The following is a 13478-nucleotide window of genomic DNA, read 5'->3' on the forward strand; positions in this document are numbered from 1 at the left end:
GTTATCAGAATGGCACTGAAAGAACCACCACCCTATGTCGCGGGGCACAACCTGCTGGCGGGCAAGTCTGTCCTGATCACCGCGGCAGCCGGTGCCGGTATCGGCTTCGCCGCTGCCACACGGGCCGCGGAAGAGGGCGCCCGCGCGGTGATGATCAGCGATATCCACGAGGGCCGTCTGGCCAAGGCGGTGGAGCAGCTGAAGGCGGACACCGGTCTGGACGCGGTCTACGGCAAGCTGGCGAATGTCACCCTGGAAGACGACGTGCAGGCGCTGGTCGACGAGGCCGAGGAAAAAATGGGCGGCGTTGACGTCCTGATCAACAATGCCGGCCTCGGTGGCACCAAGCTGCTGGTCGACATGGAAGATGACGAGTGGAGCCGCGTGCTCGACATTACTCTCACCGGTACCATGCGCATGACCCGCGCCATGCTGCGCAAGATGCAGCCCCGGGGCAAGGGCGTCATCGTCAACAACGCCTCGGTTCTCGGCTGGCGCGCGCAGAAAGAGCAGTGCCATTACGCCGCCGCCAAGGCGGGTGTCATGGCCCTGACCCGTTGCGCCGCCCTGGAAGCCGCCGATCACGGTGTCCGCATCAATGCGGTCTCGCCGTCGATTGCCTTCCACGAGTTTCTGAAAAAGACTACGCCGATGGAGCTGCTGGAAGAACTGGCGTCCAAGGAGGCTTTCGGCCGCGCGGCGGAGGTCTGGGAAGTCGCCAATGTGATGATGTTCCTGGCCTCGGACTACTCGGGATACATGACCGGCGAGGTGGTATCCTGCTCGAGCCAGCGGGCCTGAGGGTTTCGTCCCAGAGCCTCCACCTGTTGGCGGCTACCGGGACACGCCGTGAATCCCTCCCTGGAGGCTTCTCGCTCGCTTCCATGCGAGCGAGAGTCCCGTTAGCCGCCAACAGGTGAAGGCTCCTCCCCGCAGTGCCAATGGATAGTTTGCGCTGTGTAGAGCCGGATAATGAGCCAAGTCGCAGGTGATGGCAGAATTACGCAAAATCCGGGCACAGGCGCAGAATAGATAGTTCTGCGAAGTGCCGGTCCAAAATTACCCTCCGGGGGAGGGGCTGGCGCCGGCAAGGGCTCTTCAAAACTCTCGCTCGCATGGACGCGAGCGAGAAGCCTACAGGGACGTATTCACGGCGTGTTTTGAAGAGCCCTTGCCGGCGGCAGCCCCGGGCCAGGAAACTCCGTCGCAAACAGGGGTGGCCTTCGACCGGGGAACCGATAATCGCTAGTAGGAGAACACCATGAGAGACGCTGTCATTGTCAGCACCGCAAGAACCCCGATCGGCAAAGCCTTCAAGGGCGCCTTCAACGACACTGAAGCCCCCGCCATGGGCGGCCACGTCGTTCGCGCCGCGGTCGAGCGCGCGGGTATCGACCCCGCCCTGGTCGACGACTGCATCATGGGCGCTGCCGCCCAGCAGGGGACCCAGGGCTACAACCTGGGCCGTCTCTGCGGCGTTGCTGGCGGACTGCCGGACACCACCGCGGGCATGACCATGGATCGCCAGTGCTCCTCTGGTCTGATGACCATCGCCACCGCGGCCAAGTCGATCATCTGCAACGAGTACGACGTGGCGGTTGCCGGCGGGCTGGAGTCCATCTCGCTGGTGCAGAACAAGCACAAGAACAGCTACCGTAACGTGTCCAAGACCGTGCTGGAACTGTCCCCCCGGGCCTATATCCCGATGATCGAGACAGCTGAGATCGTTGCCGAGCGCTACGGGATCTCCCGCGAGGCCCAGGACGAATACGCCTACCAAAGCCAGATGCGCACCGCCAAGGCGCAGGAAGCGGGCCTGTTCGACGACGAAATTGTACCCATGACCACCACCAAGGCGGTGTTCAACAAAGAGACCAAGGAGACCACCTACGAGGAGGTCACTCTGGGCAAGGATGAAGGCAACCGTCCGAGCACTACCCTGGAAAGCCTGTCGGGCCTGGAGCCGGTGTGGAAGGACGGCCCCTTCGTCAAGGAAGGTCGTTTCATCACTGCCGGGAATGCCTCCCAGCTTTCCGATGGCGCGTCTGCCTGTGTGGTCATGGACGGCGCCATGGCTGCCCAGCAGGGCCTGCAGCCTCTGGGTATCTACCGCGGTCTGGCGGTGGCGGGTTGCGGCCCCGACGAGATGGGCATCGGGCCGGTGTTCGCGATTCCGAAGCTGCTCAAGCGCCACGGCCTGAAGGTCGACGATATTGGTCTGTGGGAACTCAACGAGGCTTTCGCCTGCCAGGTGATCTACTGCCGTGACAAGCTGGGCATCGACAACGAGCGCCTCAACGTCAATGGCGGTGCCATCTCCATCGGTCACCCCTTCGGCATGAGCGGTGCGCGCATGGTCGGCCACGCGCTGATCGAGGGCAAGCGTCGCGGTGTGAAGTATGTGGTTGTCACCATGTGCATCGGCGGCGGCATGGGTGCGGCGGGTCTGTTCGAGGTGGCCTGACGCTCGCCTGTGCTACAATCCCGCGATTGCGGGAAGCAGTCGCGGCTGTGAACCGTCTACCCATTGTGTAACTGATTGACGGCGCGCCATGACCAGACTCGGAGAACTGCTGCTGGAGCAGGGAAAGCTGTCCGAACGGGACGTTGAGCGGGCCCTGCTCGCCCAGCGCGAGATGGGCGGGCTGTTTGGGCAGGTACTGGTGCGCCTGGGCGTTGTTTCCGAGCAGGATGTCGCCCAGGCCCTGTCCCGGCAGCTGGACATCCCCCTGCTGCCCTCCTCGGACTACCCGGCGGAAGCGCTGCGGCTGGAAGGCCTGGCGCAGGACTTCCTGGTCAACAACTCGGTTGTGCCGGTTGCCATACAGGGCGAAACCGTGTGCTTTGCCGCGACCGTGCCCCAGGAGCCATTCCTGGGCAAGGCCCTGCGCATGGCCCTCGACCGCCCGGTGGTGCTGGTGCTGGGCCTGGAGAGCGAGATCGGCAGGGCGCTGGACTTGCATCTGCAGACCGATGCGGCCGAAGACGATGAGGACGAGCTGGGCGATCAGTTCGGCGGTCAGAGCGACGACGAATTCATCGAACACTTGCGCGACCTGGCCAGTGAGGCACCGGTGATCCGCCTGGTGAATCAGGTCATCCATCGCGCGGTGGATATGGGGGCTTCAGATATCCATATCGAACCCTTCGAGGACGGCCTGCACCTGCGGTATCGCGTCGATGGTGTCCTGCAGGAATTCGACGATTCTCCACCGGCCAGCCTGGGGTCGGCGATCGCCTCGCGCATCAAGTTGCTCTCTCACATGAACATCGCCGAACGCCGCCTGCCCCAGGACGGACGCATCATGACCCGGGTCAAAGGGCACGAGCTCGACCTCCGGGTATCCACCATTCCCACCGTGCACGGGGAAAGCGTGGTCATGCGGGTACTGGATCGTGGCAGCATTCGTCTCAGCCTGCCTGCCATGGGGTTTTCCGAGGATACCCTGGTGCGCTACCGCCAGCTGCTGGACCGGCCCCACGGGGTACTGCTGGTGACTGGTCCCACTGGCTCCGGCAAGACCACCACGCTCTACGCCTCCCTGGCGTCCCTCGACTCGGAGAAGCTGAAGATCATCACCGTGGAAGACCCGGTGGAATACCAGCTGCAGGGTGTCAACCAGATCCAGGTACAGCCCCAGATCGAGCTGAATTTTGCCCGGGCGCTGCGCGCGATCCTGCGCCAGGACCCGGACATCATCATGATTGGCGAAATGCGCGACACGGAGACGGCCCAGATCGGTGTGCAATCGGCGCTGACGGGGCACCTGGTGCTCTCGACCCTGCACACCAACACCGCGGCCGGGGCGATCACCCGCCTCGAAGACATGGGCATTGAGCGCTACCTGATCACCTCCTCAGTCAATGGCGTTCTGGCACAGCGGCTGGTGCGCACCCTTTGCAGTCATTGCAAAGCGCCGGTAGAGCTGGCCGATGAGGCGATACAGCGCTACGGCCTGGGCCGCTTCCTCCCGCAGGGTGAGCGCACGGTGCACCAGGCGCGCGGTTGTGAACACTGCCTGCAGACCGGCTACACCGGCCGTACGTCGATCCACGAATTGTTCGTGCTGGACGAGACCCTGCACCGGGTGATCATGGAGGGTGCCGATGCCACGCTGCTGCACGCGGCTGCGCGCAGGCAGGGGATGACGACGCTGTATGAGGACGGTCTGCGCAAGGTGGTTGCGGGGCAGACCTCACTGGAGGAAGTGCTGCGGGTTACCCAGGACCAGAGTGAGCCCGGCGCTGTCGCCGAGGCCGCGGCCTGAATCCCGACATGGCGCATTTTTCCTACCGGGCAATCGGTCGCGACGGCAGGCCCAGGGATGGCAGCATCGAGGCTGAGGGGCTGGAGCTGGCGTCGCGGCAGCTGCGAGCCCAGGGCCTGACACTGCTCAGTCTGCAGCCCGGGGAGGCGCAGCAGAGCTCGGCGGTAACCCCCGGCGCCATCAAGCGTCAGGCCATCCTCGCCTTTACCAGTGAACTGGCGGTGCTGCTGCGCGCCGGGTTGCCGCTGGATCGCAGCCTGCGGGTGCTGATTGACATGGCCGCCCAGGCGCCGGTCAAAACCCTGCTGCAGGATCTGTTAAAGTCGGTGAAGGGCGGCAAGTCCCTGAGCCAGGCGCTGGCGCCCCACGAGGCGCTTTTCGGTGGCTTTTACCTGAACATGGTGCGTGCCGGCGAGGCGAGTGGGCAGTTGTCCGCGGTGCTCGATCGCCTGGTGGAGTACCTGGAAAACGCCCGGGCCAACCGCGACACCGTGGTCTCGGCCCTGATCTATCCCGCCATTCTACTGGTGGTGTCGATACTCTCGATCGTCGTGATGCTGGGCTTTGTCGTGCCCCAGTTCGAGACCCTGTTTGAAGACATGGGCGAGGCGCTGCCACCGCTGACGGCGATGGTGATTGCCGCGGCGGATTTCATCAAGGCCTGGGGCTGGCTGCTGGCGCTGCTGGTCGCCGGCGCCGTCATGGCCCTGCGCAACTGGCTGCGCACTCCCGAGGGGCGGGCGGCCCGGGACCAGCGGCTGCTGCGTCTGCCCCTGGCCGGGAGTATCGTCTTCCAGTTCGAGGTGGCCAAATTCGCCCGCACCCTGGGAACCTTGCTGGGCAACGGGGTGTCATTGCTCAAGGCCATTTCGATAGCCATCGACACGGTGGACAATGTGGTGGTCAAGGGGGCCCTGCAGGTGCTGCCTCCGGCCGTCAAGGCGGGGCGGCGAATGTCCGTGGCCATGGAGGAGACCCGGCTGTTTACCCCCATGGTCATCCAGATGACCCGGGTAGGCGAGGAGTCCGGCAGCCTCGACTACATGATGCTGGAATTGGCGCGCGTGTTCGACCAGCAGGTGCAGGCCGGCGTGAAACGCGGGCTGACCTTGCTCGAACCGGTGCTGATTCTCGGCATGGGCTTCGTGATTGCGGTGATCATCATCGCCATTCTGATGGGTATTCTGTCGGTCAATGATTTGGCCATATAGTGAACAGGCGGCACCTCGGTGCCGCATCGGGGCAACCCGATTGAGAGGGAGTCAATGCAAAGCATGAGCAATCGACCGCAGCGCCGCCAGCGCGGCTTTACCCTGATGGAACTGCTGGTGGTACTGGCTATCCTGGGCCTGTTGATGAGTCTGGTGGGCCCGCAGGTCCTCAACCAGCTGGGCGGTGCCAAGACCAAGACAGCCGCTATCCAGATCAAGGATCTCGAGCAGGCGCTGGAAATGTACAAGCTCGATGTCGGGCGCTTCCCGACAACCAACGAGGGGCTGGCGGCGCTGGTCGACAAGCCGGCCAGCGCGGCCGGCTGGAATGGTCCCTACCTCAAGGGCGACGTCCCCCTCGACCCATGGAACCGTGAATACCACTACAAGTATCCGGGGGAGCGCGGCGAGCTGGATATCTATACCTATGGGCAAAACGGCACTCCGGGTGGGGAGGGCGAAGACCAGGATGTTGGCAACTGGTGATTCCGGGGCGGTGCGATGCCCCCGCGGCAGCACCGGCTTTTCCCTCCTGGAGCTCATGGTTGCGCTGGCCATCGCCGGCCTGATCCTGGCGCTGGCGGTGCCGGCGTCGACGACGCTCTATGACAATATTCGCTACCGCCAGGCGGTTCGCGACGCCGTTACCCTGTTCGCGTCGGCCCGGCATCTCGCGCTGGACACCGGGCGCCGCCAGGACGTGGTGGTGGACCCCGAGGCGCGCACCCTGACCCTGGATGGACGTACCCATGCGCTTCCCGCGGGCGTCGGCCTGACGGTCCACGCGGCACGGGAGCTGAGCGGTGGCCGCGAAGGAGTCATTCGTTTCTACCCCGAAGGGGGAGCCAGCGGGGGCGGTATCGATATTGAAACCCGCGGCGGCGGTGGTGTGAAAGTGGTTGTCGACTGGCTGACCGGCGGTGTCGAGCAGGAACGCTATGCGGCCAGCCAATAATAAGCAGCGCGGTTTCTCGCTACTGGAAATGCTGGTTGCGATGGCGATTCTGGGCCTGGCCCTGGGGGTGCTCTATCAGGCGGTGAGCGGCGCCACCCGCAATGTACGCACGGATGAACGCTACGCCTACGGGGTTGAGCTGGCGCGCTCGCTGCTGACCCAGTATGCCGTGGTGCCACGGTCGGGGCTGGTGCGCAGCGGTGAAACCGAGGGCGGTTTTCTCTGGCGTGTCGAGAGTCGCCCGCGAGCCGCCGCGCGGGGGGCGCAGATTCCCCCGGGGGCCTTGCAGGATATCGCGGTCGAGGTCAGCTGGACGGATGGCAGCCGCTCGCGTCGGGTTCGCCTGGACTCCGTGGTAGAAGGCGAGGTGAGGGACTGATGGGCTGCGCGCCGAGAGTTTCGCGTGCCCGGGGTTTTACTCTGGTGGAGGTGGTGGTCGCCCTGTCGGTACTGGCGCTGGTGCTGCTCGCGACCGTGACGGCACTGCGCACCTTCGCCAACACCCAGATCTCCCTCGAGCGGCTGACCGGTCGCGTGGACGAGCTTCGCAATGTCAGCAGCACCCTGCGCGACCTGGTGGAATCAGCGACCCGGGGCGATAACCTGGAAGGTCTCACCCTGGGTGGGCCCAGCCACGCGGGGACCTTTGTTCAGGGCAACCAGGAGCAGGTTGCCTGGAAGGCCACATTGCTCTTCGGTGAGCGTTTCGGCGGCGTCTATCTGGTGCGCCTGGCGCGGGAGGGCGAGCAACTGGTTTTGCGCTGGCAGGAAAGCGGGGTCAACGACCGCAATGCCCGCTGGGCCAATACGCCCTCCCGCAGTATGGTCGAGGCTGTGCAGGATTTTCGTGTGGCCTACCAGCCCGAGCCGGGCGCCGAGTGGCAGGCCTCCTGGCGCGCGGATGGTCCCCCTCCCGCCGCCCTGCGTTTGCAGTTGCGCAGTCGCGACCGCTGGTGGCCGGAGCTGGTGATGCGGTGGCCGCGTTGAAGTTGATGGAATACAGCCAGCCTGCAGGCCGTCTTCCCCACAGGCAGCGCGGTGTCGCGCTGGCCATGGTGGTGTGGTTTATTGCCGCCATGTCGGTGCTGGTGATGGGCACAGTGTATGAGTCCCGCACCGACGTGCGGCTCGCACAGGTCCACCTCGGGCGTGCCAAGGCGATAGCCGCAGGCGATGGCGCGACCCGTTTGCATCTGGCCGCGCTGATTGAGAGGCGGCGGGGGCAGGGCAATAATCCCGGTGGAATGCCGCTTGCGGCAGATTATCGCCAGGGCGATACCGCGGTAAGGGTCAGTGTCGTGCCCGCCGGCATCCTGGTGGATGTCTTTGCCGGGCCCGCGGAGGCAATCGCCGGCGTACTGGCGGATGGGGCTGGCCTGGCCGCAGCGGACGCGCAAAAGCTGGCTGACAATGTGGTAAAGTGGCGCGCGGCGCTGCCTGGCGGGGGGCGTTTCGCCCGGCGCATGGAGGTTCAGGAAGACCTGCTGCGCATACCGGGCTTCGATCGCGCGCTGCTGGACGCCATTCGCGATGACATACGCGCGATACCGGGAGGTCGCACCGCGCCGGTGGGCTCGCGCGATGTCGACCTGCAGTCCCTGCTGGCGTCGGAGACCCTGTTGCGGGTCGATGCGCTGGTGGACTACAACGGGCGCCAGTGGCTGCGCCGCCACTGGGTGTCCCTGCAAGGGGGGGGCGCTGGCTCGGTGCTGCCCTGGCAGGTGCTTCGCACGGAACCCCCCCGGGTGGTGGGGATGACATATCCCAAGGCAGGGACATAACAGCGACCATGCTCGACAGTTCGCAACAGTGGTATCTCTTCGGTTACGACGTGCGTCGCATTGGCCAGCACTGGCAGGTGGCGTGGGCAGAGTTTCTGTGGGGAGACCGTTCGCCAATTCGCGCTCGCCTCGATGAGCGTGTTCGGGTCATGCGAGGCGATGCCTCCACGGTCTATCACGCTGGAAAACCGGTAGCGGGGGAAGACGCCAGCTGTGAGGCCATTCTGCTGCCCGATGAACTGGTGCTGCATCGCTCACTGACGCTACCCGCGGCCGCGGAAGATGAGCTGGATGCCGCCATGGCTCTCGAGGTCATGGCCAACAGCCCCTTTCCTGCGCCGGATACCGCGGCTGGCTGGCAGGTCGTCAGCCGGGATGCGGGGCAGATCCGCGTCGAGCTGGCCCTGGTGTCACTGGGGGCGGTGCTGCGCCACCTGGGGGAAGTTCACGATATTCAGGATCCGGCGGCACGCGAGGTCTGGACCGAGGGCGCTGATCGCCCGATCGTGCTGCGCGGCTTTGGCGAGTCCCGACGGCTGCGGCGCTACAAGGCCCGTTTGTTGCGCATGGCCGGCTGGCTTGCCGGAAGCCTGGCGCTGGTGATTGCCATGCTGCTGACCGCGGCGGGCAGCGCCTACCTTCAGATGCAGCAGTATCAATCCCTCGCCGTCGCGGTGCAGCGGGATGCCCGGGAGGCGACCGCGCTGCGGGACCGGCTGGCGGCAGCCAATCAGACCGTCGCCACGGTCAACGAGACTATCCGTCGTTTTCCGGGTGCGCATCAGGAGCTGACTCGCCTGTCCGCGTTACTGGGTGATGAAGCGTGGGTCGCCCAGTACACCCAGCGCGGCGATCAGCTGCGCCTGCGGGGGAGAGCGGCGGATGCCGCTTCGGTGATTCAGGACCTCACCAGTCAGGCGGACTACGCCGAAGTCACCGCGCCCCAGGGCATCACCCGGATCGGCAATACCGGTGAAGAGCAGTTCCATGTGGATATTCGTCTGCGCGGGGATCGCTCGTGAAGGCCTGGCTGAAGGATCACCCGCGTCACGCGGTACTGCTGGCCGCCACGGTTGCTGTTCCCGCCTGCCTGCTGATTTATCTGCTGGTCAGCCTGTTGAGTCTGCGCGCGAGCTACCACGAGGAAGTCGCCCAGCTGGAGCCGCGGATTGCCCGTCTGCAGGGTTTGCTGGCGCGCGAAGCGGAGCTGCGGGAGGCTTCCAGCACGGTGAGCGCGGAGGTCCTGGATCTGGTCTACCCCGCGACTGCGGACCAGGCCGCGGTGTCCGCTACCCTGCAGAAACAGGTACGGGAGATTTTTGCCAGCGCAGGCCTGGAAGTGAGCAACAGCCAGATCCTGCCGATTCAGGAAGACGCGGGCTTTGATCGCATTACGGTTCAGGTGACGGTCGAAGGTGGCCTCGCCGGCCTGGATGTGGCGCTGGCCGACCTCGACCGTCATCAGCCCCTGCTGCTGGTGGAGTCCCTCGAAGTCTGGCCCACACGGCCCGGCCGCCAGGCCGAAGCGGGGCAGACCCTGACCGCAACGGTGCAGGTGCTGGCCCTGAGGTTGCACTCATGAGTCTGCTGTCACGCTACCGAGTGCCCGGCGAACCGCTGCGCAGCGAGCGTCGTCTGGAATTGGTCTGTCTGTTACTGGCGGGGCTCTGGGCGCTGCAGTTGCTGTGGCTGTTGCTGCGGGTAATCGTGCCGGCCAGTCCCGCGCCGGTCTACCCCGCGGCAGATGCCCTCGAGGTGGACCCCTTGCTTGCCAGGCCTCCGGTGACCGCCGAGGCCAGGCAGGCCTGGCTGGCGCGCCCACTGTTCTGGGAGGGGCGGCGCCCCCAGGACGTCGTTGTCGAGGCCGAGCCCAAGGAAAATGACAGTGCCGGCAAGCTGGAGGGGATTACCCTGCTCGGCCTGTTCGGCGCTGGTGAGCAGGGCGGCGCGATTCTCGCGGTGAAAGGGGAGCAGCGGCGGCTGCTGGTTGGCGATACGGTCAGGGGTTGGCGCCTGGAAACACTGTCCGGGCGCACGGCACGATTTGTCGCGGACGGCCGGGAGGTGGAGCTGGAACTTGAGCGCCTTGCCAGCGACGCGATTCGCGTACAATCCGGGTCCGCTGGCGCGGACGCGGCCGGCGGTATCGACAAGGCAGTGGTCGAGCGGATGCTGCAGGGCCGGATGGGCGAAGACGGCAGCCAGCGATGACACTTATGAAAGACGGAATTCGAGGATTCACTATGTTGCGGTCATTAACCGTAGTGGCCTGCACCCTGCTGCTGGCAAGCTGTGCGCTGCTGGAGAACCAGTACGGCCGGGAGCCCTATCAGGCGCCCCAGGGCGGGGAGCCCAATCAGGAGCGCGAGGGGCCGGCCACCTCGACCGCCGAGCTGGCACGCCAGCAGGAGCAGCAGCGCGAACGTCCCGAGCCGGTGATCTTCCCCGGTAGCGACCGCCAATGGGAGACGCCCGAGCCCGTTGAGCCCGTGCGACTGGTGGGGGAGGCCGTCAGCCTGAATTTCGAAAATGCGCCGCTGGAAGAGGTGGTGCACGCGGTGCTCGGTGACATCCTCGAGCTGGACTACATCGTTGATCACCCGGTACAGGGCAAGATCACCCTGCGCTCGCGCAGCCCGATTCCCCGGGATCAGCTGCTGCAGGTACTGGAGTCACTGCTGGAAGCCAACAATGTCGTCATGACCCGGGATGGCAGCGGCCGCTTCCTGGTCACCGGCTCCGGCCAGGCCTCGCGCCTGTCGCCGCGGCTGGGCAGCGCGCGCTCCCCTGGCGCGGGACACAGTACTGTGGTGGTGCCTCTGCAGTACATCAGCGCCGGCGCCATGGCGGATATTCTGCGCCCGATGGCGGACGAAGAGGCCTTCGTGCGTGTCGACAATCGCCGCAACCTCCTGATCCTGGCGGGCACCCAGGCACAGCTGGGGGGCTGGCTGGACATGGTGTCGACCTTTGACGTCGACATGCTGGCGGGTATGTCGGTGGGCCTGTTCCCCCTGGAAAACTCCCGGGTCGAGGAGACGGCACAGGTACTCAACAGCATGCTCGGGGCCAATGCCGAGGGCAGCGAGCTGGCCGGGCTGGTGAACATCATTCCCGTGCAACGGCTCAACAGCCTGCTGGTGGTGACCCCCCGGGCCCACTATCTGGATACGGTGGGTACCTGGGTCGAGCGCCTGGATGTGCGCCCGGACTCCAGTTTCGAGAAGCGCCTGTTCGTCTACCCGGTGCAGAACACCAGCGCCTCGCGACTGGCGGAACTGATCAATGGCATTTACGCCGGTGGCAGCGGTGGCGCGCGCGGCGTCGGTACCGGCACGGGCAATGCCGGCACCGGCGGGGTTGCGCCGGGCATGTCGATGGAGTCGATCAGCTCCTCCTCCTCCGGTTCTGTCTCGGGCGGCTCCAGCGGTACCCGCAGTTCCAGAGGGGGCAGCTCGGACCTGGATAGCAACAGTGGCTCCGGCTCGGGCTTTGCCAGTAGTGGTCGCAGCTCCGCTAGCAACGGTAGCGGCAATCGTTCCTCGGGTGGCAGCGGCGGTAGCCTGTTCGGCGGCAGTGCTGGCGGTTCGGGTAACCTGGCCAGCCAGGTCGGCAGTCTGGGCGCGGGGGGTGAGAACTCGGAGCTGGCGGATGTGCGGGTGGTGGCCGACGAGGTCAACAATGCCCTGATGATCTACGCCACCGGCAAGCAGTACCGCCTGATCGAGGATGCCCTGACCCAGCTCGATGTGGTGGCTACCCAGGTGATCATTGAGGCCAGTATCCTCGAAGTGACGCTGACCGAAGAGCTAAGTTACGGCCTCGAGTGGACCTTCAAGAATGGCCTGGGCAGCAACTATGACGGTAGCGGCAGCTTCCCTGGTAGTGGTCCTTCGTCCAATAGTGCGGGTTTCTCCTATACCGTGACTAACGGTGCCGGCAATATCAGCGCGGTGCTCAATGCGCTTTCTGGCGATTCGCTGATCAACGTCATATCGTCACCCTCGGTGATGGTGCTGGATAATCATCCTGCTTATATACACGTCGGTGACCAAGTCCCCGTTCGCCAGGGAAGAACGGTATCTGAAAGTGGCGGCTTTGCTACCGAGAACATTGTTTATCGCGATACCGGTGTCAAATTGATGGTGCAGCCTTCGGTCAACGCCGGTGGCCTGGTAACCATGGATGTCGAGCAGTCGGTGACCGATGTCGGGACTAGCCCAAATAATTCTACAGATCAGCCCACGTTTCTCGAGCGCAGTGTTGTGAGCCGTGTGGCGGTGCGATCCGACGAATCAGTCGTACTGGGCGGTCTGATACGCGAAAATGCCTCCGCGACTGACCGAGGCGTGCCTTTTCTCCACCGCATGCCGGTGCTGGGAGCCTTGTTCGGGTCGACTGGTCGCGACAACCGGCGCACAGAGCTGCTTGTTATCCTGACGCCTCGTGTCATAAACGATGAGCAGAAATTGCGCGATATCGGTCGTGAGCTGCGCTCCCGTGTGCGCAGCATGGAGCTGATCCAGTATCCGGCGCCGACGAACCTTAGCGTGGATTAGCATCCAGCGTGCTGGTTTCGATACACATGCCGAAAACGGCGGGCTCGAGCTTTCGGGCGTCCCTGGAGGAGGCCTTCGGCCCGGGCTTTCGCCCCGACTACGCGGATTACCCCCTGGCCTGCCCGGTCGCCGAGCGCCACGCGGCGGCACTCGAGTACGGCCTCGCAGCCGAGCCCGGGGACTTTGCCGGGGTGACCTGTGTCCACGGGCACTTTCTGCCCATCAAGTATCTCTTGCTGGCGGACCACATGCCCTGCCGGTTCGTCACCTGGCTGCGGGAGCCGGTGGAGCGATTGATCTCGCACTATTTCTACTGGCAGCGGAGTTACGATGCCGGCGCCACGGATACCACCACGCTGCACCGGCGGGTGGTGGAAGAGGGCTGGACGCTGGAGCAGTTCTGCCTCGCTCCGGAGCTGCGCGATGTCTACCACCAGTTCCTCTGGGCCTTCCCGCTGCGGGCCCTGGATTTTGTCGGAATAAGCGAATTTTACGCCGAGGATCTTCGGGAATTTTCCGAGCATTTTCTGGGAATAAATCTGCAGCCCCGGCTCGTCAACGTGGCGGACGAGCCGCGGGGTGCGCGGGAACTGGGGCCGGAACTGCTGCGCCGGGTGCGTGAATGGCACGCCCGGGATGTCTCGCTCTACGAGTGGGGGCTGCGCCAGCGGGATCAGCGGCGAGCGGCCGCAGGCTGTTGATGT

14 protein-coding genes are annotated in these 13478 nt (G+C 65.0%); all 14 read left to right on the forward strand.

Features of this window, described 5'->3' with window-relative positions:
• Window positions 1–9 precede the first annotated feature (9 nt).
• The 14 genes from ACYVGS_RS14985 to ACYVGS_RS15050 all read left to right on the forward strand — a co-directional run bounded on the left by ACYVGS_RS14985 (window position 10) and on the right by ACYVGS_RS15050 (window position 13475).
• Window positions 10–801, forward strand: coding sequence for an SDR family oxidoreductase (locus ACYVGS_RS14985; protein WP_460589487.1), 792 nt, complete (start codon window positions 10–12; stop codon window positions 799–801).
• Window positions 802–1261: 460 nt separating this feature from the next.
• Complete coding sequence (locus ACYVGS_RS14990) at window positions 1262–2464, forward strand: thiolase family protein (RefSeq protein WP_460589488.1); 1203 nt, start codon at window positions 1262–1264, stop codon at window positions 2462–2464.
• A gap of 88 nt (window positions 2465–2552) precedes the next feature.
• A complete protein-coding gene (locus ACYVGS_RS14995; protein WP_460589489.1) occupies window positions 2553–4268 on the forward strand; it encodes a GspE/PulE family protein in 1716 nt (571 codons plus the stop codon).
• Between the two features lie 8 nt (window positions 4269–4276).
• Window positions 4277–5479, forward strand: a complete 1203-nt coding sequence (locus ACYVGS_RS15000; RefSeq protein WP_460589490.1) for a type II secretion system F family protein — start codon at window positions 4277–4279, stop codon at window positions 5477–5479.
• A 63-nt stretch (window positions 5480–5542) separates the two neighbouring features.
• Window positions 5543–5965, forward strand: a complete 423-nt coding sequence (gspG, locus tag ACYVGS_RS15005; protein WP_460589491.1) for a type II secretion system major pseudopilin GspG — start codon at window positions 5543–5545, stop codon at window positions 5963–5965.
• A complete protein-coding gene (locus ACYVGS_RS15010; RefSeq protein WP_460589492.1) occupies window positions 5949–6434 on the forward strand; it encodes a pilus assembly FimT family protein in 486 nt (161 codons plus the stop codon). Before gspG ends, ACYVGS_RS15010 begins: the two co-directional genes overlap by 17 nt.
• Entirely contained in the window at window positions 6418–6813 is a 396-nt protein-coding gene (locus tag ACYVGS_RS15015) for a type II secretion system protein (RefSeq protein WP_460589493.1), read from the forward strand. Before ACYVGS_RS15010 ends, ACYVGS_RS15015 begins: the two co-directional genes overlap by 17 nt.
• Entirely contained in the window at window positions 6813–7421 is a 609-nt protein-coding gene (locus ACYVGS_RS15020; protein ID WP_460589494.1) for a prepilin-type N-terminal cleavage/methylation domain-containing protein, read from the forward strand. The genes ACYVGS_RS15015 and ACYVGS_RS15020 overlap by 1 nt, the downstream gene beginning before the upstream one ends.
• Window positions 7418–8215 carry a hypothetical protein gene (locus ACYVGS_RS15025; RefSeq protein ID WP_460589495.1) on the forward strand — a complete coding sequence of 266 codons (798 nt, stop codon included), beginning with the start codon at window positions 7418–7420 and terminating at the stop codon, window positions 8213–8215. The genes ACYVGS_RS15020 and ACYVGS_RS15025 overlap by 4 nt, the downstream gene beginning before the upstream one ends.
• Before the next feature lie 8 nt (window positions 8216–8223).
• Entirely contained in the window at window positions 8224–9237 is a 1014-nt protein-coding gene (locus tag ACYVGS_RS15030; RefSeq protein ID WP_460589496.1) for a PilN domain-containing protein, read from the forward strand.
• Entirely contained in the window at window positions 9234–9797 is a 564-nt protein-coding gene (gene gspM, locus ACYVGS_RS15035) for a type II secretion system protein GspM (RefSeq protein ID WP_460589497.1), read from the forward strand. The genes ACYVGS_RS15030 and gspM overlap by 4 nt, the downstream gene beginning before the upstream one ends.
• Window positions 9794–10426: a hypothetical protein gene (locus ACYVGS_RS15040; protein WP_460589498.1), complete on the forward strand. Its 633-nt coding sequence runs from the start codon at window positions 9794–9796 to the stop codon at window positions 10424–10426. Before gspM ends, ACYVGS_RS15040 begins: the two co-directional genes overlap by 4 nt.
• A 32-nt stretch (window positions 10427–10458) precedes the next feature.
• Window positions 10459–12774, forward strand: coding sequence for a type II secretion system protein D (gene gspD, locus ACYVGS_RS15045; protein ID WP_460589499.1), 2316 nt, complete (start codon window positions 10459–10461; stop codon window positions 12772–12774).
• 26 nt (window positions 12775–12800) lie between these two features.
• Window positions 12801–13475, forward strand: coding sequence for a hypothetical protein (locus ACYVGS_RS15050; RefSeq protein ID WP_460589500.1), 675 nt, complete (start codon window positions 12801–12803; stop codon window positions 13473–13475).
• Window positions 13476–13478: the final 3 nt, after the last annotated feature.

It is taken from the genome of Haliea atlantica (assembly GCF_054779855.1).